Annotated in this window: 23 protein-coding genes; 5 read left to right on the top strand and 18 right to left on the bottom strand. The window is 72.4% G+C overall.

Annotated elements, in window-relative coordinates; all coding sequences use genetic code 11:
* Position 1: 1 nt before the first annotated feature.
* The 3 genes from metK to QMG73_RS22895 form a co-directional block, all read right to left on the bottom strand.
* The gene (gene metK, locus QMG73_RS22905; RefSeq protein WP_281898852.1) at positions 2 to 1,195 is read right to left on the bottom strand and encodes a methionine adenosyltransferase; all 1,194 of its coding nucleotides are present in this window, start codon (positions 1,193 to 1,195) and stop codon (positions 2 to 4) included.
* A 98-nt stretch (positions 1,196 to 1,293) separates the two neighbouring features.
* Positions 1,294 to 2,328, bottom strand: coding sequence for a hypothetical protein (locus QMG73_RS22900; RefSeq protein WP_281898851.1), 1,035 nt, complete (start codon positions 2,326 to 2,328; stop codon positions 1,294 to 1,296).
* A 72-nt stretch (positions 2,329 to 2,400) separates the two neighbouring features.
* Positions 2,401 to 4,881, bottom strand: coding sequence for a putative bifunctional diguanylate cyclase/phosphodiesterase (locus QMG73_RS22895; RefSeq protein WP_281898849.1), 2,481 nt, complete (start codon positions 4,879 to 4,881; stop codon positions 2,401 to 2,403).
* 476 nt (positions 4,882 to 5,357) lie between these two features.
* Here QMG73_RS22895 and QMG73_RS22890 point away from each other — a divergent pair, with 476 nt between their 5' ends.
* The gene (locus QMG73_RS22890; RefSeq protein ID WP_281898847.1) at positions 5,358 to 5,984 is read left to right on the top strand and encodes a TetR/AcrR family transcriptional regulator; all 627 of its coding nucleotides are present in this window, start codon (positions 5,358 to 5,360) and stop codon (positions 5,982 to 5,984) included.
* Between the two features lies 1 nt (position 5,985).
* Here QMG73_RS22890 and QMG73_RS22885 read toward each other — a convergent pair whose 3' ends face one another.
* Positions 5,986 to 7,776, bottom strand: coding sequence for a sigma-70 family RNA polymerase sigma factor (locus QMG73_RS22885; protein WP_281898845.1), 1,791 nt, complete (start codon positions 7,774 to 7,776; stop codon positions 5,986 to 5,988).
* 305 nt (positions 7,777 to 8,081) lie between these two features.
* Between QMG73_RS22885 and QMG73_RS22880 the strand changes: the two genes are divergently transcribed.
* Positions 8,082 to 9,128: a pectinesterase family protein gene (locus QMG73_RS22880; RefSeq protein ID WP_281898844.1), complete on the top strand. Its 1,047-nt coding sequence runs from the start codon at positions 8,082 to 8,084 to the stop codon at positions 9,126 to 9,128.
* Between the two features lie 619 nt (positions 9,129 to 9,747).
* Complete coding sequence (locus tag QMG73_RS22875; protein WP_281898843.1) at positions 9,748 to 10,812, top strand: S1C family serine protease; 1,065 nt, start codon at positions 9,748 to 9,750, stop codon at positions 10,810 to 10,812.
* 85 nt (positions 10,813 to 10,897) lie between these two features.
* On the opposite strand, the gene QMG73_RS22870 is transcribed toward QMG73_RS22875, so the two are convergent.
* Positions 10,898 to 11,443, bottom strand: a complete 546-nt coding sequence (locus QMG73_RS22870) for a hypothetical protein (RefSeq protein WP_281898842.1) — start codon at positions 11,441 to 11,443, stop codon at positions 10,898 to 10,900.
* Between the two features lie 112 nt (positions 11,444 to 11,555).
* On the opposite strand from QMG73_RS22870, the gene QMG73_RS22865 reads away from it, so the two are divergent.
* Together QMG73_RS22865 and QMG73_RS22860 are read left to right on the top strand one after the other, a co-directional pair.
* A complete protein-coding gene (locus QMG73_RS22865) occupies positions 11,556 to 12,488 on the top strand; it encodes a ParB/RepB/Spo0J family partition protein (protein ID WP_281898840.1) in 933 nt (310 codons plus the stop codon).
* Positions 12,489 to 12,498: 10 nt separating this feature from the next.
* Positions 12,499 to 13,782, top strand: coding sequence for a condensation domain-containing protein (locus tag QMG73_RS22860; protein WP_281898839.1), 1,284 nt, complete (start codon positions 12,499 to 12,501; stop codon positions 13,780 to 13,782).
* On the opposite strand, the gene QMG73_RS22855 is transcribed toward QMG73_RS22860, so the two are convergent.
* The 13 genes from QMG73_RS22855 to QMG73_RS22795 are packed head-to-tail and all read right to left on the bottom strand — an operon-like array spanning position 13,745 to position 25,873.
* Entirely contained in the window at positions 13,745 to 14,944 is a 1,200-nt protein-coding gene (locus tag QMG73_RS22855) for an acyl-CoA dehydrogenase family protein (protein WP_281898838.1), read from the bottom strand. The two genes, QMG73_RS22860 and QMG73_RS22855, sit on opposite strands and share 38 nt — an antisense overlap.
* Positions 14,938 to 15,630 (bottom strand): hypothetical protein, encoded by a 693-nt coding sequence (locus QMG73_RS22850; RefSeq protein WP_281898836.1) that lies wholly within the window; start codon positions 15,628 to 15,630, stop codon positions 14,938 to 14,940. Before QMG73_RS22850 ends, QMG73_RS22855 begins: the two co-directional genes overlap by 7 nt.
* Positions 15,597 to 16,448 carry a hypothetical protein gene (locus QMG73_RS22845; protein WP_281898834.1) on the bottom strand — a complete coding sequence of 284 codons (852 nt, stop codon included), beginning with the start codon at positions 16,446 to 16,448 and terminating at the stop codon, positions 15,597 to 15,599. Before QMG73_RS22845 ends, QMG73_RS22850 begins: the two co-directional genes overlap by 34 nt.
* Complete coding sequence (locus QMG73_RS22840) at positions 16,441 to 16,725, bottom strand: acyl carrier protein (protein WP_281898832.1); 285 nt, start codon at positions 16,723 to 16,725, stop codon at positions 16,441 to 16,443. The genes QMG73_RS22845 and QMG73_RS22840 overlap by 8 nt, the downstream gene beginning before the upstream one ends.
* A 23-nt stretch (positions 16,726 to 16,748) precedes the next feature.
* Positions 16,749 to 18,044: a type III PLP-dependent enzyme gene (locus QMG73_RS22835; protein ID WP_281898830.1), complete on the bottom strand. Its 1,296-nt coding sequence runs from the start codon at positions 18,042 to 18,044 to the stop codon at positions 16,749 to 16,751.
* Positions 18,041 to 19,417 (bottom strand): preATP grasp domain-containing protein, encoded by a 1,377-nt coding sequence (locus tag QMG73_RS22830; protein ID WP_281898828.1) that lies wholly within the window; start codon positions 19,415 to 19,417, stop codon positions 18,041 to 18,043. The genes QMG73_RS22835 and QMG73_RS22830 overlap by 4 nt, the downstream gene beginning before the upstream one ends.
* A gap of 17 nt (positions 19,418 to 19,434) precedes the next feature.
* Entirely contained in the window at positions 19,435 to 20,373 is a 939-nt protein-coding gene (locus QMG73_RS22825; RefSeq protein WP_281898826.1) for a 3-oxoacyl-[acyl-carrier-protein] synthase III C-terminal domain-containing protein, read from the bottom strand.
* The gene (locus tag QMG73_RS22820; RefSeq protein WP_281898824.1) at positions 20,373 to 21,056 is read right to left on the bottom strand and encodes a 2-hydroxychromene-2-carboxylate isomerase; all 684 of its coding nucleotides are present in this window, start codon (positions 21,054 to 21,056) and stop codon (positions 20,373 to 20,375) included. The genes QMG73_RS22825 and QMG73_RS22820 overlap by 1 nt, the downstream gene beginning before the upstream one ends.
* 11 nt (positions 21,057 to 21,067) lie before the next feature.
* Positions 21,068 to 21,814, bottom strand: a complete 747-nt coding sequence (gene fabG / locus QMG73_RS22815) for a 3-oxoacyl-ACP reductase FabG (RefSeq protein WP_281898821.1) — start codon at positions 21,812 to 21,814, stop codon at positions 21,068 to 21,070.
* Complete coding sequence (locus QMG73_RS22810) at positions 21,807 to 22,958, bottom strand: beta-ketoacyl synthase N-terminal-like domain-containing protein (protein ID WP_281898820.1); 1,152 nt, start codon at positions 22,956 to 22,958, stop codon at positions 21,807 to 21,809. Before QMG73_RS22810 ends, fabG begins: the two co-directional genes overlap by 8 nt.
* On the bottom strand, positions 22,955 to 23,896 hold the full coding sequence (locus QMG73_RS22805) for an acyl-CoA thioesterase family protein (protein WP_281898819.1): 942 nt from the start codon (positions 23,894 to 23,896) through the stop codon (positions 22,955 to 22,957). Before QMG73_RS22805 ends, QMG73_RS22810 begins: the two co-directional genes overlap by 4 nt.
* 1 nt (position 23,897) lies before the next feature.
* A complete protein-coding gene (locus QMG73_RS22800; RefSeq protein WP_281898817.1) occupies positions 23,898 to 24,647 on the bottom strand; it encodes an alpha/beta fold hydrolase in 750 nt (249 codons plus the stop codon).
* A complete protein-coding gene (locus QMG73_RS22795) occupies positions 24,644 to 25,873 on the bottom strand; it encodes a beta-ketoacyl-[acyl-carrier-protein] synthase family protein (protein WP_281898815.1) in 1,230 nt (409 codons plus the stop codon). Before QMG73_RS22795 ends, QMG73_RS22800 begins: the two co-directional genes overlap by 4 nt.
* Positions 25,874 to 25,886: the final 13 nt, after the last annotated feature.

Raw genomic sequence — 25,886 nt, 5'->3', positions numbered from 1 at the left:
CTCAGGCGGTGACCGCGGCCTTGAGTGCGTCGGCGCGGTCGGTGTTCTCCCAGGTCAGATCCGGCAGTTCGCGGCCGAAGTGGCCGTACGCCGCGGTCTGCCGGTAGATCGGACGCAGCAGGTCCAGATCCCGGATGATCGCGGCCGGGCGCAGGTCGAAGACCTCGCCGATCGCCTGCTCGATCCGGTCCACCGGCACGCTGTGGGTGCCGAACGTCTCCACGAACAGGCTCACCGGCTGTGCCTTGCCGATCGCGTACGCCACCTGCGTCTCCACCCGCTCCGCCAGGCCCGCGGCCACCACGTTCTTGGCCACCCACCGCATCGCGTACGCCGCCGACCGGTCCACCTTGGACGGATCCTTGCCCGAGAACGCACCACCACCGTGCCGGGCGTACCCGCCGTACGTGTCCACGATGATCTTCCGGCCGGTCAGACCCGCGTCACCCATCGGCCCACCGATCTCGAACCGGCCGGTCGGATTGACCAGCAACCGGTACCCGGAGGTCTCCAGGTCCAGCCCCTCCAACTCGGGAGCGATCACATGCTCGCGCACATCCGGGGTGAGCAACGACTCCAGCGAAATGCCCGCCGCGTGCTGGCTGGACACCACCACCGTGTCCAGGCGCACCGGACGCAACCCGTCGTACTCCACCGTCACCTGCGTCTTGCCGTCCGGCCGCAGGTACGGGATCGTGCCGTCCTTGCGCGCCGCCGACAGCCGGCGGGCCAGCCGATGCGCGAGCGCGATCGGGAACGGCATCAGCTCCGGCGTCTCCGAACACGCGAAACCGAACATCATCCCCTGATCTCCCGCACCCTGCGCGTCGAGCGCCGACCCGGAAGCGCCGGAGCGCGACTCGAAGGCGTTGTCCACCCCCTGCGCGATGTCCGGCGACTGCGAACCGATCGAGACGCTCACACCGCACGACGCGCCGTCGAAACCCTTGTTCGACGAGTCGTATCCGATGCCCAGAACGGTCTCCCGCACGATGGCCGGGATATCCACGTACGCCTCGGTGGTGACCTCGCCGGCCACGTGCACCTGACCGGTCGTGATCAGCGTCTCGACCGCGACCCGGCTACGCCGGTCCTGGGCGAGCAGGGCGTCCAGGATCCCGTCACTGATCTGGTCAGCGATCTTGTCCGGGTGGCCCTCCGTGACCGACTCGGACGTGAACAAACGACGCGCCACGGCACCATCCTCACTTCAGCACGGCTGAACCCGGCGGCCAGCCTTCCACCGGCCGGTCGAGCCGCGCTGAAGCGATGGTGACCGCCGGCTGGAGCGAATCAACTGATCTTCGCGGCCGCCGGCGACAGCGATTCCTCCTTCGCGTCGGCGACCTCCTGCCCGCGCTTGGAGGGGATCCGGTCCAGCAGTTCCTGGCCGCGACGGTCGATCATCGCGGTCAGCGCCTGCTGGGCCACGCCGAGGATCACGGCGTAGGCGAGGATCTGGCCGGAGGTGTCGAGATCGGTCAGGCCCGGCACGAACTGCCCGTGGATGAGCATCAGCCCCACCAGCGCCGACAGGGCACCGAACGGCAGCTTCAGCATCGCCAGGGCCAGCGGCACACCGTACGGCGTCGAGGTGCCCTGCATCCGCCGTACGGCGAGCACGGCCGCCATCGACCCGCCGGTCGCGCCGAGCACCGCGATGATCAGCGCGTCGCGCCCGGTCGCCACCGCGCCGGTCGGGCAGACCTGCCTGCCCGCGGCACCGTCGAAGCACAGCCGCATCGACTCGGGCCAGCCGAACCCCATGACCGCCAGCCCGGCCACGATCGCGAACACCGCGACCGACACCGCCACCAGCGTGTTACGGAAACTGCGCAGCCGCGCGTACTGGGCGTCGGTGGCCGCGAAGCTCCACTCCATCGCCTTTTCGAGGATCCAGCGCCGCACCCTGCCCTGCTCGTGCGCCGCCTCGGCACCGGTCGCCATCGCGTTCCGGTACTGCTCTTCGAGCGCCTGGCGCCGCACCGCGTTCGCCGGCAGCGTGGCGCGCATCCGGGTCATCGCCGACAGCAGCCGCACGTCGAGCGCGTCGTCCTGCGCGTACCGGGCCAGCATCACCTGGCCGGCGTGCAGGTTGGTGTAGGCGCGGTTGACGGCGCTGCCGGTCACCCACGACCGCAGGCGCCAGCTGTGCGGGGTCGCCGCCTCTTCCGCCGTACTCAGCCGCTCCTCGATCCGCTGGGCGGCCTCCGGGTCGATCAGGCTGCGCTCGCAAGCCGCCTTCAGGTCGTCTCTGGCCAGGGCCGCCCGCGTCAGGATCACGTGTTGCCAGAACGCTCCGCGCGCGACGGGATAGGTGGTGGTCATATCAAAGCTCCTACGGTGCCGCCTGTTCTATAAAGGCATGGAGCGCGGCTTGACCTGCCGTGATACACCCTGTCAGGCGGTAGGGCGGTTGCGGAGCGCGATCACGGTCGCGCCGCGGTGCACGGGCGGGGCCAGGGCGCCGGAGCCGGCCCGCAACGCGTCGAGCAGGTCGTCGGCCGGCATCGGCTTGCCGAACAGGTACCCCTGGCCGGAGGTGCAGCCCAGCTCCCACAGTGCCCGCCGCTGCTCGACCGACTCGACGCCCTCGGCGGTCACGTCGAGCCCCAGCGTGCGTGCCAGCTCGACCGTGGAGCGCACGGCGGCGGCCGCCTGGGCGGAGGTGCCCATCATGCCGACGAACGACCGGTCGACCTTGAGCTCGTGCACCGGCACCTCGCCGAGGCGGGACAGTGACGAGTACCCGGTGCCGAAGTCGTCGAGGGCGAACCGCACGCCGGCCGCGCGCAGCGTGGCGAGCGCACCGCCGCCCGCGCCGACCGCCTGCAGGTGGCTGAGCGAGGTGGTCTCGGCCAGTTCGAGCACGAGGGCGCCCGGGTCGGCGCGGTGCGCGCGCAGCGCGTCGAGCACCGCGCCGGCGAAGCGGGGGTCGAGCAGGCTGTGCGGCGAGACGTTGACGGCGACCGACAGCTCGTATCCGGCCGCGTGCCACAGCCGCAGCCCCGACAGCGCCTGCCGCATCACCTCGCCGGCGAACGTGGCCAGCTGGTCGGAGCGCTCGACGACGGCCAGCCACTGGTCGGGCTGCAGGACGCCGTGGCGCGGGTGCTCCCACCGGGTCAGTGCCTCGGCGCCGATGGCCTCGCCGCTGCCCAGGTCGACGATCGGCTGGAAGTGCACCACGAACTCGCCCGCGCCCAGGGCCCGGACCAGCTCGCCGCCCAGGGAGAGCTGGCGGTGGTCGGCGGTGTCGCGCCCGTGCTGGTACTCCACGATCGGCACGCCGCCGCGCTTGGCCTGGTACATGGCGACGTCGGCGCGGCGCAGCAGCTCGCCGGCGCTGGTGCCGTCGTCGGTGAGCGCGACACCGGCGCTGGCCTGGACGGTGACCTGCATGCCGGCGAGGCCGACGGGCTGGCGCAGGCAGTCGAGGATGCGCCGGGCGCGGTGCACGGCGGTGGCGGGCGCCGGCAGGCCGTGCAGGACGATCGCGAACTCGTCGCCGCCGAGCCGGGCCACGGTCGCGTTGGCCGCCGCTGCCGCCGCGCCCAACCGGCTGGCCACCTCGATGAGCAGCTGGTCGCCGATGGCGTGGCCGAGGGTGTCGTTGACCTCCTTGAACCGGTTGAGGTCGACGAGGGCGAGGGCGGCCTTGCCGCAGGTGGGCGCGCGATCGGGATCGTCGAGCAGGTCGAGCAGGTGCCGGCGGTTGGGCAGGCCGGTCAGCGGATCGAGGCGGGCGTCGCGGTGGTGCCGGTCGGCCAGCTCGCGGATCTGGGCGTACGCGCGGGCGTTGTGGATCGCGGTGGTGAGCGAGGCGGCGTACGCGCGCAGGGTGCTCTCTTCGCGGGCGGTGAGCCGGGCCGGCGCCGGCAACGCCAGGCGCAGCGTGCCGATGGGAGTGCCCTCGCGCCCGCCGAGGACGCGCTCGGCGGACGCCGGCGCGGTGTGCGGCGCGTCCGCGCCCGGGCCGTCGTATCGGACGCCGGTGTGGTCGGCGCGCACCAGCCGCGGCGGGTCGGTGTCCCACAGCTCGACCTCGGCGTGCCCGGCACCGAACAGCGCCACCGCACCCTTGGCCGCGGTGTGCAGCGCGCCGGTGAGGTCGACGGTGCTCAGCGCGTCGGTGGCGGCCGCGAGGCGCTCCCAGGTCTGCCGCTCGGCCCGCAGGTGCAGGCGGTGGGTGTAGAGCAGGAACAGCGAGAGCTGGGCGAGGGGGATCGCCAGCAGCAGCCACGGGCTGGCGGTGGCGAGGGCGGTCGCGGCGGCGGCGAGCAGCAGGCAGCCGACGTTGATCGCGACCCTGATGTCGAGGTCGGTGCGGAACACCTGCCCCCACGGCCGCCGGGTGGCCACCGCGACGGTCGTGGTGATCACGATCTCCTCGACGGCGGCGATGGCGATCGCGCCGGCGACCAGGGCCAGCGCGTACGCCGTCCAGGAATGGCCGGCGAGGCCGCCGAGTGCCGGGTGCACGCCCGCGAGGGCCACCGCGTACGCGGCGGCGGCCGTGGCGAGGACCTCCTTGCCGCCGTTGTGCAGCGCCTTGTATACGGAGAAGCCGCCGTGCCGGGCGAGCGGGCGGCCGACCGCGATGCCGGCCGTGGCGCAGGCGATGGCCCATGCCGGCGGCAGTGTCACGGCGGCGACCAGCATCGCCGTGGAGACCGCGTTCATGCGGAACTGGGTGCGGATGCGCACCGGTGCCGAACAGGCCACGCCGACGGCCACCAGCACGGTGGTGATCAGCAGGATCGGCGCGTCGGTGGCGGCCGGCGCCTCCAAGTGGACGGTCGCCCAGGCCAGGCAACCGGCGGCCGAAAGCAGGACGAGACCGGTCAACAGCCGTAGCTGCCCGGTCTCACCCTTGCTCATGCCGACCCAAGCTCTCCACTGTGGAGGGTTTCCATCGACCGATCGACATTCGGTCAGGTTACCGCAGCACACAGTGAGATCGACAGTCTCATCGGTGACTCAGCCCCACTCCGCGCCCCGCATCATGCCGACCCCTCCTTTCACGCCGACCTCTCCTTTCACGTCGCAAGGAAAGAACGTAGGGAGGGCGAGGGCAAATTGGAAGGTTAGAACGTCTTTTGGAGCAGACTGAGCCTATTCAGGCTGAGATGCTACGGTCCGTCGCTTTTGCGAAACAGAGTGCAACCGTCATATTGTTTACGGTCATCGATCCTGAACGGTTCACCGACCGACCAAGACCATCACCATCTGTATTCGGCGGCGGGTCCAGCGCTCCCGTAGTTCTACCGGATTCCCCAGGCCAACCGATACGCGGCTCGCCACTCGGTACCCGTGCCGGTAGCAGCGCGCATCCGCCCGCCCGGTACGCTCGCGCGGTGGTTGAAACCGGGGGCGTCTCGCGGCGGCAGCGCGGCCGCCCGCGAGACCCCGAGATGGAGGCGCGCGTCTACGGCGTGACCGTCCTGGTGTTCGCCGAGAAGGGATGGGCCGGGTTCACCCTCGACGAGGTCGCCCGCCGCTCCGGCGTCGGCAAGGCGTCCGTGTACCTGCGCTGGCGCGACAAGCGCGAGCTGCTGCTGGCCGCGATGCGCGACCGCCTGGAGCCCTTCCAGGGCCTGCGCCACACCGGTGACCTGCGCGAAGACCTGCGGTGGATGGCTCGGTCGGTGTTCCAGATGTACTGGAGCTGGGCGGGCCTGGCGATCATGCGCCTGTGGCTGGACGCCCGCACCTACCCGGACCTGTTCGCCGAGCTGCGCGACTTCTACCTGTTCGGCAGCATCTCGATCGTCCGGCAGATCGTCGAGGCGGCCGCCGAGTCCGGCGAGCTGCCGGCCGATACCTCCCCCGCCCTGGTCCTGGGCACGATCTTCGGGGTCGCCACCGTGCAGGTGTCGATGGCACCGCCCCTGCCGGGCGAAGACCTGTCCGCGCGCACCGAGGAGTACGTCGACGCCCTCGTCGACATGGTGCTTCACGGACTGCGGTCCCGCCCGAGCTGACTCACACGTCGGACCGCTGCGCCACGGTGCGGGGATCGGGCGGCGTGCCACGGGTGAGGTACTGCGGCACCGGCGTCGTGTCACCGCCGTTGTCGCGCACCTTGCCGTACCGGACCACCCCGTTGCGGGCGTTCGGGCTCTGGTTGAGGTCGTCGTTGACCTGCTGCCAGGTCTTCGCCATCACCATCAGGTCGTAGTCGGCCGCGCCCTCGGTCTGGTTGAGGGTCACCTCGCCGTCGAGGTAGTAGAACTCGGCCTGCCACATCTGCTGGGCGCCCCTGGGCAGCGTCGCCTGCTGGCCCGGCTTGCCCATCCAGGTGTTGCCCGGGTAGTACGTGCCGGGCATGCCGTCGTCCATCCGGTGCCCACCGCCGGACGCGGTGTGGAACAGCTTGCCCTTCAGCCCCGTCCAGGTGGGCATCACGATCTCGCCGCCGCCACTGTTGTAGTACCCGATGGTCCACCAGACCTTGAAGTAGCCACGGCCCTTGAGCACGACGTTCTGGCCGCGATTTTGCAGCACCGCGCACTCGAACCGGTACGGGTTGACGTAGTTGCCGCCCGCCGGCCGGATGGTGCCGCCCTCGGGCCGGCGCGGCAGCCCGCCGGGCTTGCGGGTCGCCGGCGGCGGGGCGTCCGGCACGTCCACGTTGCTGCCGTAGCCGGGCTTCGGTGCCTGCTGCCCGGCGTCGGAGTCCGCCGGCGCCGCGCGTTCGGCCCGCGCGCCACGCGGCTCCGCCGCACTGCGCGACGGGGTCGGTTCGGGCTCGTCGGTCGCCGCCGGCGCCGCCGCCACGATGTCGTCACCGGGTACCGATGGGGCCGGCCGGTCCGGCGCGATCACGTACACGGCGCCGATCGCGAGGATCACGGCACCGGCGTACATGCTGAGGCGCACCCCGGGACGGGTGGCGACCTGCTCGCGCAGCCTGTCCATCAGTCCCGGGTCGACCGTGGTGCCGCTGGCCGGGTCGGCGAGCACCCGCGCGACCACGCTGTCGCCGGAGGCGAGCCGGCTGGCCAGCTCGGCGCCCACCGGGAGCAGGCCGACTCCGGCGAGCAGCCGCTCGGCGGGGACCAGGTCGGACCAGTGGCGCCCGCACTCGGGGCAGCCCTTGCTGTGCCGGACGAGGCGCTTGCGCCACAGCGGGCTGGGCTTGGCGTCCCAGCCTTCGAGCAGGTCGATCAGGCCGGTGCAGTGCCGGTCGGACCACAGCGCCCGCACCACCGCCCGCGCGGCGTGCAGCTGGTTCTTCATCCGCTGTACCCGCACGGCGGCGTGCGCCGAGGTGATGTTCAGCGCGGCGGCGAGCTCGTCGCGGCCGATCTCGCCGGCGGCCTCCAGCCACCACAGCGACAGCAGGCGCCGGTCGTCCTCGTCCAGCCAGCGGGTCGCCTCGGCGACCTCCTTGCGCTGCCCGGCGAGGCCGAGCTGCGTGATGGTCAGGTCGACGAAGTCCGCACCGGGGTCCGGCACGTTGTGCGCCTCGTCGTCGAGCCCGCGGGCGAGCGCCTCCTTGCGCGCCCGGGCACGCGCCCTGACCTGCTGCATGGCGATCGCCACCAGCCAGGACCGGAACCGCGACGAGTCACGCAGGCTGTGCACCTTGCGCACTACCCGCAGCATCGTCTCCTGTACGACGTCGTCGACGTCGGAGTGGCCGTTGAGCGCCCGACCCACGATGTTGTAGACCAACGGCAGGTGCTCGGCGACGAGCTCCTCGAGCGACCGTTGGTCGCCGTCGCGCGCCGCGACCACGGTCGCGGCGTCGAGCCGTGCGTGTCTCCCCACCACACAACACCTCGCATTGTTTTCCCGAGCGGGGCCAAGGGCAGCGCCGCCGGGCTTCGTGAAACACCGTGCCGAACCGTTCCACCAGCGGACGGTCAGGGCGTCTCTGGGGAAGCTAGTTTATTGGACGCGCCCTGTCCATAAATCTGGGCCAACTCTTTCCCCTCCGGCCACACCAGCCCCAAACGGGCAGCCCATATCGCGAGTGACCTGCGGTTTTCACTCGCGTTTCAGTGGCGTTGACGCATCCAGCCATGAGCATCTATGTTATGCCGGAAAGCGCTTTCCGACATCGGAGGTCACGCATGGGCACACGATCCGCGCTGGTCGCGGCGGTACTGACGGTCACCGTACTGTCCGGCGCGCCCGCGGCGGCCGGTCCACGCGGCGCCTGCGTCACTGTCGCCGCCGACGGCAGTGCGAACTTCACCACCATCCAGGCGGCCGTCGACGCCGTTCCGGCGGGCAACGCGACGCCGTTCGTCATCAAGATCAAGCCCGGCGTCTACCGAGGTCAGGTGATCGTCCCGGCCGACCGGCCACACGTGGCGTTGCTCGGTCTGGGCCGTGACCCGAGCCGGGTGGTCATCGTTGACGACCGGGCGAGCGGTACGCCCAAACCCGGCGGCGGCACCTGGGGCACCTCGGGCAGCGCCTCCGTCACCATCGACGGCGCCGACTTCAGCGCCCGCAACCTGACCTTCGCCAACGACTTCGACGAGAGCGCGCACCCGGAGATCACCGCCCGCCAGGCGGTCGCGGTGCTCACCCGCGCCGACCGGCTGGTCTTCGAGCACGTGCGGTTCCTCGGCAACCAGGACACGCTGTACCTGAACAGCCCCAACGCAGCCACGCGGTCGCGGGTGTACCTGCGGAACTGCTATGTCGAGGGCGACGTCGACTTCATCTTCGGCCGCGCGACCGCGGTCTTCGACAGGTGCCGCGTGCACTCCCTCGACCGCGGTTCGACCACCAACAACGGCTACGTGACGGCGGCCAGTACCAGCATCGACAACCCGTACGGGCTGCTGTTCACCCGGTGCGTCTTCACCGGCGACGCGGCGGCCGGCACGGTATACCTGGGCCGTCCCTGGCACCCGAGCAACGACCCGAACGCGATCGCCCAGACCCTGATCCGGCAGTCAGTTCTCGGCGCGCACATCAACACGGCCACCCCATGGACCGACTTCGGCACCTGGCCGTGGCGCGACGCGAGATACGCCGAATACCGCAACATCGGCCCCGGCGCCGCCCCGAACGCCGACCGCCCCCAGCTGACCGACACCGAAGCCCGCGCCCACACCGTCACCGCGTACCTAAGCGGCGAAGACGCCTGGTCCCCAAACCACTAACCGCGCCCTCGCATACCGCCCGCCGCCGCCATCCCGCCCATAACAGCGCGTCGCCACGCCAAGCACGCCGATCAAGGGCAAACGCACGCGGTTGGATCTCTTTCCGCGCCGCGTCCGCCCCCAGGCCAGCCCAGCACGGCGTGTCGCCACGCCCCGAACGCCGATCAAGGACGAACGCACGTGGTTCGATCTCAAAACCGCGTGCGTTCGCCCTAGATCCATGCGAATGCCCTTGATCGGCGCGCACCGCGCAGGGCGCGCACCGCGCAGGGCGCGCACCGCGCAGGGCGCGCACCGCGCAGGGCGCGGCGGCACGCCCGCCACGACGCGGTTGCCCTTGATCGACGCTGTCGGGCCAAGCGCTCCGAGCGTTGTCGCGATCGGGTGCGGGAACGCATGGCCTGGACCAGAGGTTCGGGCTGCCGCGGCGTACGTCGCGGTCCATGCCGTTGCTCCCGCGGCCTTGCTCTCCGCGACGCACGGTCAACCCCCTGTGGGTCGTGGGGACGCGCGGGGTGAGGCCGCGGGAGCGACGGTCGGGACCGCGACGAGCGTCGCGGTAGCTCTATGTGAAAAGGACGTGTGAACCGGAACGGTCGATTGATCCGTACCTGGGGTCATGACCAGCGTGCTGGGGTTGGACGAGCCCGATCCGCGGTACCCGCAATACCAGGCCTATGCCGCCAAGGAGTACCCCGACGACCAGGAGTACACCGACCAGCGGTACGCCGCGCGCGGCTACTCCGACCGGGGCTACCCGACCCAGGGGTACGCGGACCAGGGCTACTCCGACCAGGGCTTCGGCACCGACCAGGGCTTCGGCACCGACCAGGGCCAGGGCCTCGGCGCGGGCACGCGCGGGTATCCGCGGCACCGTGCCGACCTGCCTCCCGGCTCGCTCTGGGACGACCCCGGGCCGGCCCAGAGCCCGAAGCGGAGCCGGGGTCCGCGGCTGGTCCTCGCTGGCCTGATGATCGCCGTGGTCGCGGCCGGGTTCGGGGGCGCCGCCGGCTGGTACGCCGCCAACGGCACCGGGTTTCCGGGCGGGCAGCCACGCACCGTGGGAGCCGACGGCGCCCTTCCCGACGTACTGGTCAGCGCCGCCGAGCAGGTCCTGCCCGGCGTGGTGTCCATCGAGGTGACCACGGACGACGAGGGCTCCTCAGGCTCCGGGTTCGTCCTCGACGACCAGGGGCACATCATCACCAACAGCCACGTCGTCACCCGCGGTGGCACCATCCGGATCGTGGGCCAGGACGGCAAGTCGCACCCCGCCCGCCTGGTGGGCCGCGACGCCCGCGCCGACATCGCCGTCATCAAGGTCGCCGACCCCGCCGGGCTGCGCCCGCTGACCCTCGGTCGCACCACGGACCTGCGGGTCGGCGAGCAGGTACTGGCCGTCGGCTCGCCGCTCGGGCTGTCCGGCAGCGTCACCGCCGGTATCGTCAGCGCGGTCAACCGCGAGGTGCGGCTCGGCGGCTCGACGCGGCAGACGGCGGTGCAGACCGACGCGTCCATCAACCCCGGCAACTCCGGCGGGCCGCTGGTCAACTCGCGCGGCCAGGTCGTCGGCGTCAACACCGCCATCGCCACGCTGGAGGGCAACGGCTCCATCGGCATCGGCTTCGCGATCCCCGTGGAGCGTGCCGCCCAGACCGCCCAAGAGCTGATCGCCGCCGCCTGACCCGCGCGCGTCCCCCGCAAGGGCCGTGATCAGGGCGTCCCTCAAGTAGCTCTAACGACTTGAGGGACGCCCTGATCACGCGTGGTTAGTCTTCGATGAATCCGCACATTCCGGTCATCGTGTCGATGTGGACAGTCCGGGCCTGGCCTCCCGCGGCGAGCAGCGACACCCGGAACTTGACGGGGTTCACCCGATGGACCCACCCCAGCATCAGGAACGACTGCCACTGCTGACCGCTGACCTGCACCTGCTTCAGCGAGAGGTACTGCCAGTTGTTCGGATTGATCACCTCGAGGTTGACGGTCGACACGGCGCTGGAGGAGGTGCCGCGCAACTGGATCTCGAAGGCACACCCGATGTCGCTGTCCGGGGCGCCGAGGCTGACGTCACGGCTGATCTCGGTCCAGCCGGTGCTGAGGGAGTGGTCCAGGCGCGCCTGGCTGTTGCCGAACGAGCCGGTGCCGTTCCCCGTGCTCCAGACCGTCCACCTCGACGCCGGGTTGTTGTCGAACAGGTCGACCGGCAACGGCAGCGCCTGCGCGGGGCCGGTCATTCCCACGACGCAGGCGGTGGCCAGAGCGACCACGGTCAGGATCCGGCGGATGGCGCGCCGGCTTGCGTTGAGTGTCATGGGAAGAGCCTCGGTGGTGCCATTCATCGGTTTCGCATCGGAATGTTCATCGGGACGCGCCGATGAACGGACGCGTGCAGCATCGATGAAGGCCCGACACCACGATGGTGCGGTGGAACACCGAAGCGGGAAACCGCACTGCGAATGGGGCGAGACGGTCGTCCGGGTCCGGATCCAGGACCTCGGTGGATCGGACTCGCCGCGACTCGATGGGGTGAACGAGCATCACGCGCGGGCGCTGGCCGAGGTCGACGGGGCGCTTCCGCCGATCCTCGTGCACTGCGTCACGATGCGGGTCATCGACGGCGCGCACCGGTTACGGGCGGCCGAGCTGTGCGGGCGTCAAGAGATCGAGGCCACGTTCTTCCACGGCACCGTGACGGAGGCGTTCCACCTCGCGGTCCGGTCCAACGTCCGGCACGGCTTGCCGTTGACCCTCCGGGACAAGCAGGAGGCGGCCACGAGAATCCTCCGGTCGAATCCGGCGCTCTCCGATCGCGCGGTCGCCGCCACCGTGGGGCTGGCGGGCAAGACCGTCGCGGCGATCCGGGCGCGGACGGACGGTACGACCGCGGTGGCGCGGATGGGCCGGGACGGCAAGGTCCGCCCGCTCGATCCGGCGCAGAGCCGGCGGGTCGCCTCCCGGGTACTGGCCGAGCGGCCCACGTCGTCGCTGCGGGAGATAGCGCGGGAGGCGGGCGTGTCGGTGGGTACCGTGCGCGACGTGCGCGCCAGGCTCAGGGCGGGCAGGGATCCCGTGACGCGCCACCGGGACGAGCCGGTCACCGATCGGCTGGACACCGCGTCCATTCTGGACGGTCTGCGGCGCGACCCGTCGCTGCGCTACACCGACGCGGGCCGCGCGCTGCTGCGCTGGCTGGGTTCCGCGCCGCTGACCGTCACCGGGTGGCGCGAGACCCTCGACGGCGTCCCGCCGCACTGCGCGCCCCTGGTCGGCCGGCTGGCCCGGGAGTGTGGCAGGGCGTGGCTCGCGTTGGCCCACGAGGTGGAGCAGCGACGCACCGAACCCGATGGCATCGAATAGAATGACTTCTATGCATCTTGAGTCCGCGCCGCTCAGCTGGGGCCAGCAGTGGGGGTGGCAGCAGCAGGAGTTCCCGCCGGAGCGGCGCTCCCCCGGCCTCATCCTCACGCAGGGCCTGGAACTGCCGGAGGCCGTCGACGAGGCGACCATCCGCGCGGCGGTGCGGACGGTCGCCACCCGACACACGGCCGTGCGCACCACCTTCGCCACCGGCGGCGACAGCCAGCCGCGGCAGACCGTGTGGCCGGTCGAGTCGGAGGCGTACCCGCTGGAGCTCTTCGACGACGGTGACGACGCGCACCGGTGGCTGAGCGCGGCCATGGACGTCCGGTCGGCGTGGCCGCTGCGGGTGGCGCTGCTGCGGGGCGGCGGCGAACGGACGCTCCTCGGGATAGCCGCGCACCACCTCGCCACCGACCGGTACGGCTTCGACGTGCTCTACGAGGAGCTGCGGGCGGCGCTGCACGGTGCGGCCCGCGGAGCCACGCCCGACCTGCCCCCGCCCTCCCGCCAACCCCTCGACATCGTGGCGTTCGAGCGGTCGCCGGCCGGCGCGGCCCTCAACGAGCGCGCCATCGCCTACTGGACGAGCCACAACGACGAGCTGGGCGACGAGCTCAGCCTTCTCGGCGCCGGCTTCGACGCGCCCAGCGGCGCCATGCACGTCGCCCGGGTGTTCTCGTCCGACGCCCCGAAGCGGGTGGCCGAGCTCGTGGCCGCCACGCGGGCGAGCGAGCCGGCGGTCGCCGTCGCCGCGGTGGCCGGCACGCTCGCCGGGTACCTCGATCGCTCCAGCGTGCTGATGTTCATGATGTCCGCCAACCGGCACATCCCCGACGTGAAGCGGAGCGTCTGCACCCTTGCCCAGGCCGGGCTGATCCGCGTCGACGTGCCCGACCCGCGCCGCCTCGACAGCCTGATCCCCGAGGCCAACAGGGGACGGCTCACCGCGCTGCGGCACTCCTACTACGACCAGGAGGCGCTCACCGCCCGGCAGCGAGCGACGGGCGGCGCGGGGCATCAGCTACCGGTCACGCCGCCGAGCGTCAACGTCGTACGGATCGACGAGTCCGCGTCCGAGCCACCGGCGGGCTGGGACCCCACCGTCGCGGGCGGCGCGCCGTTCGCCAGCGTCGAGCGGGTCGACCGGCCCTGCACCGGGCTGAACTTCCACGTCCTGGTGGCCGACTCGTTCGTCTCGATCGAGCTGCGCGCGGGCACTCACCTGCTCCCGGCGGCGGAGTGCGAGGCGCTGGTCACCGGCGCGATGGCGCTGCTGCTCGGCTCCGCCTGATCGAGAGGGAACGGTCGAGCCTGCCCGACAGGACACTGTGGAAGATGGTGAGACGCTGCATGTTGCTCGTACCCTCGACGAACTCCATCCCGCGGGCGTCGCGCACCATCTTGTCCAGCAGCGGATGGTCGAGCCGGGCGCCGGGCCCGAGCAGGGCGCAGGCCAGGTCGGTGGCGTGCTCGGCGAGCCGCACGGCGCGCAGCTTCGCCGCCGACGCCAGGTGCCCTTCGCCCGGTTCGGCGTCGACGGCTTCGGCGGCGCTGAGCACCAGCGCGCGGGTGCCGTCGAGGTCGCGCCGGAGGCGGTCCAGGTGGTGCTGCTCGCCGCGGGTCCACAACCGGCGGCTGGCCAGCAGGTACTCGTAGGCGCCCCGCGCGATGCCCAGGGCGATCGCCGCCACCCCGGGGCGCAGCAGGTTGAACGTCCGGGTGAAGGCCCACACGCCGCGCCGGCTCGGCGACAGGTGCTGGCCGAGCACCATCCCGGCCGGCACCTCGACATCGTCGAGGCGTACCGCGCTGAGGCAGGCGCCGCGCAGCCCGATGGTGTCGATAACCTCGGCGTGGAATCCGGGGGTCGACGTCTCGACCAGAGCCGCGCCGATGCCGAGCATGGACGCGCCGGTACGCCCGAACACGGCGGCCACCTGTGCCCGGACGGCGTTGCCCACGTACCGTTTGGCACCCCGCAGCACCGCACCGCCGTCCGGTCGCCGGGTCAACGAGGTGCGCAGGGAGGCGGCGTCCGACCCGTGGTCCGGCTCGGTCAGCGCGAAACAGGTCCACAGTGGCCGGTCGAGTACCCGCTCGTAGAACCATTCCCGCTGCCGCTCGTCGCCGGTGACCTGTACCAGGACGCCGGCCAGCAACGGGCCCGGCGCGGACACCAGCATCCCGACGTCGGCGCGGGCTAGCTCTTCCATCACCACGACGCGCTCCACGGCGGTGGCGCCGTCGAAGGCGTGCCCGTCGATGAGCTCGGGCCGCCGGTAGCGGCGCGGGACACCCATCGCCGCCAGGAACCGGACGGCCGGCAGGTCCAGGCACCGCCGGATCGTCCGCGGGTCGCGGTCGAGCTCCAGCGCCCGGTCGCGGAAATCGGCGCCCCACTCGCGCATCTGGCCGCGCAGCCGGTGCAGCGAGGCGTCGCCGGGGCTCAGCACGGTGGCTCCTGGCGGCAGTAGGCGTCGGCCAGCAGCTCGGAGGCGTCCGCCACCTGCCCCACGCCGCCGGTGACGTATCCACTGGCGCCCAGCAGCCGCACGAGTTCCCGGTCGGCGCCCGTGATGAGCCGATGCACGCGCTCCGCCGCACCGCTCGCCTCACCGTCGAGTGCGCGCAGCACGGCGTGCGCCTCCAGGTGGACGGCGACCGCCTCGGCGACCGTACCCTTGACGAGCTGTTGGTGCAGCAGCGTGGCGGTGGCGCCCACGCGGCGACCGCCGAGGTAGTCCATACAGGACAGTCGCAGCGCCTCGGACAGCCCCAGGCGCAGCCAGGCCAGCCCCGACAGCCAGGCGTGGTGCGGCACGGCGGACGGCCGCCCCACCGCCGTCGGCGCCGCGCGGCGCAGTATCAGCACCGGACCACCGGGCACGGCCGCCACAGCAGGGGTCCGCTCGCCTTCGGGCTCGCGGTCGTGCCGGACGCCGTCGAACCACGCGTGAGTCGCGGACGCCGCGACGGTCGCGGTGGTGACCGCGTGGCCCGCCGGCCCGTAGGGAAGCGCGCCGGGCAGGAGCGCCGCCGTCAGCGACTCCAGCGCCGGGGCCAGGCCGCCGGTCCGCGCCGCCCGGTAGCAGTCGGGACCGGCCGTCATGCCGTGCCCGCTGGCGGGCCGATCACGCACACCCCGAGGTCGGCGGTGATCCGGTCGTAGTCGACAAGCACCGTCGCCAGCGTCTCGTCCCCGGGCCACGCGGCCGCCAGCTCGCCCCAGGTAGCGGTGGCCCGGTAGCCGGCCGGCGCGGTCCGGGCCCGCACCACGGGATCGAGCACGCCGGCCCACCAGCCCGGCGCCAGGCCGGTGCCGTCGACCAGCCGCACCCGCGCCGGTGGCGTGGCCGTGGCGCGCACCAGCTCCCGCACGGTCTCGGGCACCCGCGCGGGCGCGACCCCGGCGCGCTGCCCGACCTCGACGGGCGCGCCGGTACCGTCGGTCGTCAACAGCAGCGCGGCGGCGGCGTCCCCGGCGGGGCGCAGGTCGGCGGGAAGCCGCACGTCGTACGGGATCGTGGCCTGGTCGAGCGCCAGTACCAGCACCCGGTGCAAGCCGTGCCGTGCCGCGTACAGCCGAGCCAGGCGCAGCGCGGTGTAGGGCGCGCAGGACCCGTTCTCGGAGACGGCGAACGACAACCGGACATCCGGCAGCGCGCTGGACAGGTACGTGCTGGTGGCGAGGCGGCAGTCGAGGTCGGGCGTGGCGTGCGCGACGAGCCCCAACTCGACGCCGGCACCGTCGGCGCACACCTGCGCGTGCAGCGCCGCCGTCATGGCCGCGAACGGGTTGCCGGCCGGGGCGGTCAGCTCCGGCCGGTACGACAGCTCATGGCCGCGGGTGAGGTCGGCGAAGTGCCGTGCGGAGAACGCGTCGTCGATGCGCCGTTCGCCGCCGGCGAACCGGCGGTGTGCCAACGTTGCCAGCCCGAACCCGGAGTGCTCACTCACCCGTCTCGGCCATCACGTAGTCGGCCAGCGTGCGGACCGACCCGAAGTGCTCCAGTTGCAGGTTGTCGGTGTCGAACTCGATGCCGAGCGCGTCTTCGAGCTGGAGCATCAGGTCGAGCACGCCGGTGGAGTCGAGCCCGAGCTCGTCGAAGAGCTTGGCGTCTTCGGTCACCGCGCTGCCATCGGCGCCGAGCACCGAGCGCAGCAGGTCGAGGATCGCCTCGACGACGCGTTCCCGATCCGGCGCCGCCGCGCCGGTGTGGAGGTTCTGGGCCATGGTCGGCCGGTCCTTTCGTCTGGTCAGCGGGGCAGGGCCCGGCCACCGGCCGGGCCGAAGTCGTGCAGGTACTGCGGCCCGAGGAGGTCCTCGGCGGCGTCGCGCCGGCGGATGAGGTAGGGCTCGCCGTCGTGGACGAGCACCTCCGCCGGATGTCCGTGGCTCAGGAAGTTCACCGGCGAGGCGCTGGGCCCGTAGGCGCCGGAGCGCAGCACGCCGAGCACGTCGCCGACGCGCAGGTCGGGAAGCTCCACGTTCTTGCCGAGGGTGTCGTTGGGCGTGCAGAGCGGGCCGGCGATGTGCCACTCCCCGCTCGGCGGCTCGCCCATCCGGCTGAGGAGCTGGAACGGGAAGTTGCGGCGCACGAACGAGCCGACGCCCACGGCGGCCATGTGGTGGTTGGTGCCGCCGTCGGTGACGGCGAACCGCTCCCCCATCGAGGACTTCACGTACCGGACGCTGGTGACGTACGTGCCGGCGGTCGCCGTCAGGTAGCGGCCCGCCTCCATGACGAGCCGGGCCTCCGGGTGCCGTTCGGCGAAGGCGGCCACGACCGGCGTCAGCCTCTCGGCCAGTACCGCGAGGTCGAGGTCGCGTTCGCCGGCGAAGTACGCGACACCCAGCCCGCCGCCGATGTCGGCCAGTTCCAGTGGGAACCGCAGCTCCTCCGCGAGCCGCTCGGCGAGGTCGAGGATGCGCGCGGTGTTCTCGACCACCACGTCCTCGCTCAGGATGCGCGTGCCGAGGTAGATCTGGACGCCCATCAGCCGCACGTTGGGGTACCGCTTCGCCATGCCCGGCTCGGCGAACAGCTGGCTCTCGTCGATGCCGAACTGCCGGGGCTTGCCGCCCATCGTCAGGCCGGAGTTCTTCGCCGAGAACCCCGGGTTGACCCGCAGCGCCACATCCGCCGTGCGGCCACGCTCGGCGGCGAGCGCGTCGATCGTCTCCAGCTCGCCGAAGGACTCGCAGACCAGCGCGTAGACGCGGTGGTCGAGGCAGGCCGCGATCTCCGCCCGGCTCTTGCCCGGCCCGAGGAACAGGATGTCCGCCGGCGCCACGCCCGCCCGCAGCGCGGTCAGCAGCTCCGCCATCGACGAGACCTCGGCCCGCGCGCCGCCATGTCGCAGCAGCGCGCAGATCGACACGTTCGGGTTGGCCTTGAGCGAGTAGAAGACCTCCAGCCGCGGGTGCATCAGCCGGCGCAGGTCACCGATCCGCCGCGACAGCTCGGCGCCGTCGTAGAGGTAGAAGGGGGTTCCGAAGCGCCGGACGAGGTCGCCGATCCCGATGCCTTGCACGGTCATCTCGTCGGTCACGAGCCGTCTCCTTTCATAGCGGCCAGGCGGGCCTCGATCGTGGCGTCGATGTCGTCGAGCTCCTCGACCGAGTCCGCGACGAGGAGCCCGTACAGCCGGCCGTCGAACGGTCCGTCGCCGCCCGCTCCGGCGTTGACCGTCGCGAAGTTGTTGACGAGCAGGCCGGCGCCGCCGGGGCGGCCCAGCAGCAGGTCGCCGACCGCGCCCGCCACGGCAGCGAAGCCCACCGGCCGGTCCAGGCGCAGCGGGTAGTGGCGGGCCATCGCCCACCGTCCCGGGCCGACGAACCGCTCCTGTAGCCGGATCTGGTACGTGGACATGTTGTTGCGGGCGTTGATCTCGATCACGGGGTAGATCCCGCCGTCCGGTTCGACCAGCGCGTCCACGCCGGCGACGCCGAAGTACCCGTCCGCCGCCAGCTTCTTGCCGATGGCGTCCGCCGCGAAGGCCAGGACGGCGTGCTGGGCCGCGGAGAGGTCGGCGGGCATCCGGTGTCCCTTGTGGACACCCTTCTCGGTCAGCGCCCGCTTGACGAAGTCGAAGTGGACCACGCCGTCCACCCCGACCGTGCACTGGTAGTTGAGGTCGGCCCGCTTGTCGACCCACCGCTCCAGGACAAAGGCGATCCGCTCGTCGCCCGCCCGACTCGCCCGCTGCGCGATCATCCGATGGAGACGGTCGAGCCGCTGCCGGCTGTCGAGCACGGCCAGCCCCTTGCCCGAGACGCCGTAAGCCTCCTTGATGACGAGCCGGTGCCCCTTGTCCAGCAGTGCCGCCGCGTCCGGCAGGGCCCGTTCCAGCTCGGTGACGGTCTCGCAGACCCAGCCCGGGGGCTGGCGGATGCCGGCCTCGTCAGCCAGCCGGCGGCTGTAGATCTTGCTGTTCACCGCCCGGCAGACCGCGGCCGGCGGCGCGATCAGCGGCAGCCCGGTCCGCTCGCTCAGCCGCTCCTCGCTCGCCGACACCCCGTGCGGCGCCAGCCGGCAACCGGCGCGCCCGAGGGCGGCGAGCCGGTCGAGCAGCGCGGGATCGGCCAGTACGGCCTCGGTGACGGTGGCGGTCCGCCGGTACGGCGCGGCGACGTGCAGCGCCGGCAACGCGATACCCAGATCGCCTAGGTACCCGAGATAGTCGCCGTCGGGCGCGGTCTTGAGCACGACGTGGTCGTCCGGACCGGCCAGCAGGACGGCGAACTCGTCCATCGCGGTGACGAGCGCCCCGCCGCTGTCGGCCGTGAACCGGGGCAGGCGCTGCTCGCCGCGCCCCCACTCCTCCTCGACCTCGAAGTTCGCGAGGAACACCAGCGACGCGTCCGGCGTGCCCGCGACCATCGTCTTGAGCCGGCTGTTGAAGTCCGGCGGTAGTTTCGGCATGACACCGTCCTCAATGGCTAGTGCTGGAGAACCATCGCCGCGAAGGTCTGTCCCAGACCGGCCGAGGTCATGAGATAGCGGTCGCCGGGCCGCAGCAGGCCGAGCTGCCGGACCCGCTCGTAGTTGATGAAAGGGTCGGCGCAGAAGCAGTGCCCGGTCCGCGCGATGTTGTCGAGGAAGAGCCGATCCCGGGGAATCCCCAGGTTCTCCGCCGCCACCGTCCACGACACCCGGTTGACGTTGTGCGGCAGTACCAGGTCGATGTCCGGGATCGTGATGCCCGCCGCGCCGACTGCCGCGTGCACCACCTCGGCGAGGGCGCTCTGATAGATCTGCCGGGCGTGCCGGACGATCTCCGGGGTCATGTCGACGACCGCGTCCGTACGGCCGTGGATGCGGGAGGCGTAGCCGAGCATCCGGTCCCGCCCGGTGTCGGCGCCGACCAGTACCGCGGCCACGCCCTCGCCCATGACGGTCACGTCGGCGACCCACTGGGTGAACGGCGTGAACGTCTTGTCACCGCTCAGGATCAGCGCCAGGGCGTCCGGGTCGCCGTCGCCGGCCAGCAGCGTCGCCGCGACGTCCAGCGCCAGCAGGCCGGTCGCGCAGCCGTGGTCGGCGACCGCGAAGGCGCTGGCCCGCGTCAGGCCCAGGGCCTCGGTCGCGATGCGCAGCGGGATGATCGGGTACGGGGCGGTGGTGCCCAGCCCCTTGGCCCGGATGACGTACCGGACCCGGTCCTCCTGGCCCTTCAACGCCTCCAGCTTGGCGGCCGCCGCGGTCAGCAGTTCCGCCTCCGTCTGGTCGGGCGCCTGGCAGATGCGGTCCAGCCCGTACAGCCGGCCGAACCGGCGCGCCTGCTGGTCGTCGAGGCCCAACGAGTGGCGCAACTCGGCGAGCGGCACGGTGGGCGGCAGGTAGCTGGAGACGTCGACGATCGAGGCCACGGCGGTCATCAGCCGCACCCGCCCGCGTGGTCGCTGTCCGCGCCAAGATCCGCCCCGACTGTGGTTGTGGCCCAGTCGGGCACCGGCGCAGCGCCGAGGTGGTCCGCGAACGCGGCGAGCCGGTCCAGCCCCCAGAACCGGCCGCGACCCTGGATGAAGAACGGCACGCCGAACACGCCGTCCCGGCAGCCCCGCAGGAGCACGTCGGCGCCCTCGCGGCGCAGCGCCGGATCGTCGGCGGTGGCCGCCAACTCGTCGCCGTCGATACCGATCTCCGCACCGATCGCGCGGATGGTGGCGCGGTCGCAGATGTCGTGCCCCCGCTCCCACCGGGCGCGGTACGCCGCCGCGAGGTACTGCGGCCCGACGCCGTGCCGCCGCGCGACGAGGTAGGCCAGGTGCGGTACCTCCCACACCGGTGCCCGGTCGACCGGCCAGCGCAGCGCGATCCCGCGTTCCCGGGCGAGCCGGGCCACGTCCTGCAGCACGTACAGGTGCTTGGCCCGCGACATCTCCACATAGGGGAACCGGCCGCCCCGCTCGACCAGCAGCGCGTCGGTGTCGCGGTCCGGCTCCCAGAACGGCAGCCACTCCAACCGTTCCGCCACGTCCGAGTACCTTGTGGACAGTTCCCGGAACGCCAGCCACGAGTACGGGCTTCGCAGCGAGAAGTAGAAGCGGGGTTCCGCCATCGTCGCTCCCTTCACAGCACGAGCCCGCCGTCGACGCCGAAGGACTGTCCGGTGATGTATCCGGCCCGCTCGGATACCAGAAACGCCACGAGGTCGGCCACCTCGTCGGGGCGGCCGAAGCGGCCCAGGGGTATCCGTTCGGCCAGCGCGCGGCAGCGCTCCGCCGACAGCCCGGCCACCATGTCGGTGTCGATGAGCCCGGGCGCCACCGCGTTGACCCGTACCCCGTACGGGCCCAGCTCCTTCGCGAGGGCCCTCGTGAAGCCGATGATGCCGGCCTTGGTGGCGCAGTAGTTGGCCTGGGTCGCGTTGCCGTAGACGCCGGCCACCGAGGAGAGCGTGACGATCGCGCCGGTGCGGCGCTTCATCATCCGGAAGGCGGCGGCGCGGCACAGGTGGTACGTGCCGGTGAGGTTGACGTCGAGCACCGCGTGCCAGTCGTCGGCCGTCATGAGCGGCAGGGGGTTGTCGCGGACGATGCCGGCGCACGAGACGACGGCCCGGACGCGGCCCAGGCGCGCCTCGCCGTCGCGCACGAAACGCTCGATCGCCTGCCGGTCGGTCACGTCGACCCGCTGGACGAAGACCTCGGCGCCGAGCGCGGCGCACTCCTTGGCCACGTGTCCAGCCGCGTCGCCGTCCGCCCGGTAGCAGAAGGCGACGTCGAACCCGTCGCGGGCCAGCCGCGTGACGACCTGGGCGCCGATGCCGCGCGAGCCGCCGCTGACGACGGCCACCGGCCGGCCGCTGTCACCCATCCCGACTCCCCGAGGCTCTGCTAGTTGGCGCTCGCTCCGCCGGCCCGGGGGCTGTGCGCAGGAGCGCGCAGCCGACCACGCCGTGCGGGTCGACCGTGGTCACCAGTCCGATTCCGGTGTCGCGCGGGCCGTACGGCCGCGCGGTCGCGAGCAGCACCGCGATCTGGAACGCCGCGGAGGCGGCGGAGGCGTCGCCGAGCAGCGGGCGGCACCGCAGCACGCGCGGCGCCGTGCCGCCGAGCGCGCCGGCCGTCGCCCGTTCCTCCTGGCGGCCGAGCTCGCCCTCGGCGCCGAGCGGCACCACCACCTCGACCTCTTCCGGCGCCACGCCGGCCGACCGCAGCGCCGCGGTGACGCAGTTCGCGAGTACCGCGTGGGCCTGGTCGGGCTCGTCGAAGGCCATGAAGCGGGTGGCCAGCACGGTGGCGACCGGCGACCGGCCGGCCCGGCGCGCCTCGTCGGGCGCCTCCATCAGCAGCAGCGCGCCGCCCTCGGCGAGCGGCACCTGGTCCGCGTCGCCGGCATCGACGCCGGCCGCCCGCGCGTGCCACTCCAGCCAGGCGCGCTGGACCGAGTACTCCTCGACCGCGCCGACGAGGGCCCGGCGGCAGTGCCCACCGCGCAGCAGCCGCGCCGCGTAGCTGAGCGCCAGCAGGCCGGTGGCCGCGCCGCCCGCGACCGTGGCGTTGGGGCCCCTGATCCGGTGCCAGATGGCGCACTGGCCGGCCGGGCGGTTCATCACGGCGTTCGGGAACAGGGCCGGGTCCACGTGATAGGGCTTCTGGCCGGTGAACGACGCGGCGGTGAAGTCCATGATGCTCTGCACGCTCCCGGAGCCGGTGCCGAGCACGAGACCGACCTCGTCGCTGTCGGCCACCGCGTCCGCGCCGATCTCCTCCAGCAACTGGCGGACCAGTACGACCGCGAGGGCCGAGACGCGATCCATGGACCGGGTGCCCTTGCGTCCCAGGTGGCCGGCCGCCGTGAAGTCGGGTACCAGGCCGGCCCGGTCGAACGGGCCCGGGTACGCCTCGCGGTCCAGGACGGCGACGCCGCTGCGCCCGGCCCTGACGCCCGCGGTGAACGCCTCGCGTCCCAGGCCGTACGGCGACAGCGCGGACCACGCCGAGAGGGTGAGGGTCATCGGCTGCCCCCGCCCGTGAGGACCCGCATGAGCCGGTCGTCGAAGGCCACCAAGCGCCAGGACCGGCGTCCCTCGATGGCCGCCCAGCCGTGGGTTATCCGCCCCGTCGCCGTGCGCACCAACCCGCCGTCGCGGCGCACGTAGCAGTCCATCCGGGCGGTGAACGTAAGGCGCTTGAAGACGTCTTCCACCACGAAGACGGTGTAGAGGTCCTCTTCCATCCTGGCCTCGTCGACGATGCTGACCGACGAGTGGTGCACGACCGGGATCCAGCTCTGCTCGGCCAGCATGCCCGCGATGGAGGCGTCGCGGTCCGCCATGAACAGGTCGAGGGCCGCCTCCAGGTGACGCAGGTAGCCGGACATCTGCACGCGCTCGGAGAAATGGCAGTAGTAGTACGGCATCCGGGCCACCCAGCCGAACCCGTTGTGCCCGGCGAGCAGGCCGGCCAACGGATCCGCGCCGGCGGCGAGCGGCGGCTCGGGCCGGCCGAGGCGGTCGACGGTGATCGGTGCGAGCTCGTCGGGCACCGGGTCGGCCGGCCACCCGCCGGGGTCGAGGCGCAGGCTGAGGCCGGCCGTGGCCCGCGCGGCCCGGACCGGCCCGTCCCGGTCGACCATGAGGTCGACGGCGAGGCGCAGCCGCCCGCTCTCCACGCCCACCGGGCGCACCTTGGCGGTGACGACGTCGTCGACCTGCGACACGTTCAGGATCTTGGTGTTCAGGTCGACGAGGTCGGCGCCGAGCCCGTACCGCTCGTGGAGCCGGCCGGCCGGGTGGCCGCACGCCCGCAGGTGGCCGAGCACCGCCTCCTCGACCAGGTAGTTGACGTGCTTGAACCCGATCCAGGTGCCGATGTTGGCGCCCTCGTACCGGGGGCGCAGCTCCAGCGTCGTCGCGTCCATCGGGAGCTGGGGTGCGGTGGCGGTGGCTGTCACATCAACTCCACGTGGATTCGAGGAACTGGCCGATGACCCGGGAGAACTCCGCGGGCTCTTCGATCATGGGAAAGTGGCCGCAGCCGGGGAGGCTGGCGAAGCGGGCGTTCGGCAGCGCGCGGGCCAGCTGGTGGCTGTCTTCGGGCCGGCTCGCGGTGTCGGCGTCGCCCCGGAGCACCAGCACCGGTACCCGTACCTCGTCGAGCCGAAGGAACGGCGTGCGCAGGTACAGGTCGAAGAACGCCATCCAGCCGTACGGGCCGACGCGGTCGCGCAGTTGGCGTCCCATCCAGTCGCGGTGGCTCGCCTCGCGGCGGGTGCGCGCGGGCCGGCTGGCGCCGCTGACCCGCAGCGCCTCCACGAAGACCAGGTGGAAGTCGTTGAGGCTGTACGAGATCGTCGGCCAGTCGAAGCTCGCGGGGTCCGCGCGGTAGAAGGGGCTGACAAGTACGACCGCGTCGGGGCGGACGTCACCGGCGGCCAGGGCGGCCAGCACGAGCCCGGCCGCGTAGGAGTGCGCGACGACGAGGTCGAAGGGCGCACAGCCCGGCGCAGCGCCGTTCACCAGGTCGGTCACCACCCGCTGCGGGTCGCACCGGCGGGTCCACCCTGGCTCGGCCGACGACCCCTGCCACGGCAGGTCGGCGTACCACACCTCGTGTCCCAGGGCGCCACCGCGCAGGAAACCGTCCCATGTGGACGCGTTGCCGCCCAACCCGTGCAGCAGCAGCATCCGCCGTGACGCCGTCACGCCGCCGTCCCGTCCCGGTACCGGCCGAGGATCAGCACCGCGTTGTTGCCGGCGAAGGCCAGGGCGTTGTTCTGCACGATGTTGACGTCCGCCGGCCGGGCCTCGTTGGGCACGCAGTCGACGCCGCACTCGGGGTCGGTGACGTTGTGGTTGATCGTCGGGGGGATGAACCCTTCCCGGATGGCGAGGGCGCATGCGGCCGCCGCGAGCGCGCTGGCGGCGCCCATGGTGTGACCGATCATGCTCTTGATCGAGATCGTTGGCGGCGGCCGCGTGAAGACCTTCGTGATGGCGCCGGTCTCGGTCACGTCGTTGGCCCGGGTGCCGGTGCCGTGCGCCGAGATGAAGTCCACGTCGGCGGGCTCGATGCCGGCGTGCCGGTGCGCGAGCGCGATACAGCGGGCGAGGCTGTCAAGGTCCGGCGCCACCGGGTGCAGCGCGTCGCAGTTGAGGGCGTACCCGAGCACCTCGGCGTAGATCGGGGCGCCGCGCCCCAGCGCGGACTCCAGCGTCTCCATCAGCAGCATGCCGGCGCCCTCGCCGGTCAGGATGCCCTTGCGGTCCCGGTCGAAGGGCTGGCACGCCACCGGCGCGATCGTGCCGATCCGGTAGAAGCCGCTGAAGGTCTTGCGGCAGACGGCGTCGGCGCCGCCGCACAGGGCCGCCTCGACCTCGCCGGCCCGCAGCGCGTCGAACCCGGTGCCGATCGCGTAGTTGCCGGCGGCGCAGGCGGTGGGAATGGTGACCGCCTCGACGTCGGTCAGGCCGAGCTCGCGGATCACGCCGGACGACAGCCGCCCAGCCGCGGAGCGGCGCACGGTGCGCCCGTCGAGCTTCTCCACACCGGCGTCGAGTTGCCGGGCGGTGAGCGTGTCGAGGTCGCGCGACTCGCCGTCGGTCGTGCCCACCGACACCAGTACCCGCCGCCGGCGCAGCTCCTCGGTGGGCATACCGGCGTCGGCCACCGCCATCCGCGCCGCGGCCGCCGAGAACTGGCTGGCCCGGCCGAGGTCGTCGGGATCGACGCGCCGGATCCAGTCGGCCGCCACGAAATCGTCGATCTCGCAGCCGTTGGCGTACTGGAATCCGCTGGTGTCGAACGAGGTGATCTTCTTGACGCCGCTCCGGCCGGTCCTGATACCGGTGAGGAACCGCGCCACACCGATGCCGATGGGAGAGACCACACCGAGACCGGTGATCACCACCCGACGCGAATCTCGGGTCATCCTCGAAGCTCCA

The organism is Phytohabitans aurantiacus (assembly GCF_027923225.1).
In the GTDB taxonomy this organism is placed as follows: Bacteria; Actinomycetota; Actinomycetes; order Mycobacteriales; family Micromonosporaceae; genus Phytohabitans; species Phytohabitans aurantiacus.
This window is presented reverse-complemented; position numbering and strand designations above follow the sequence as displayed.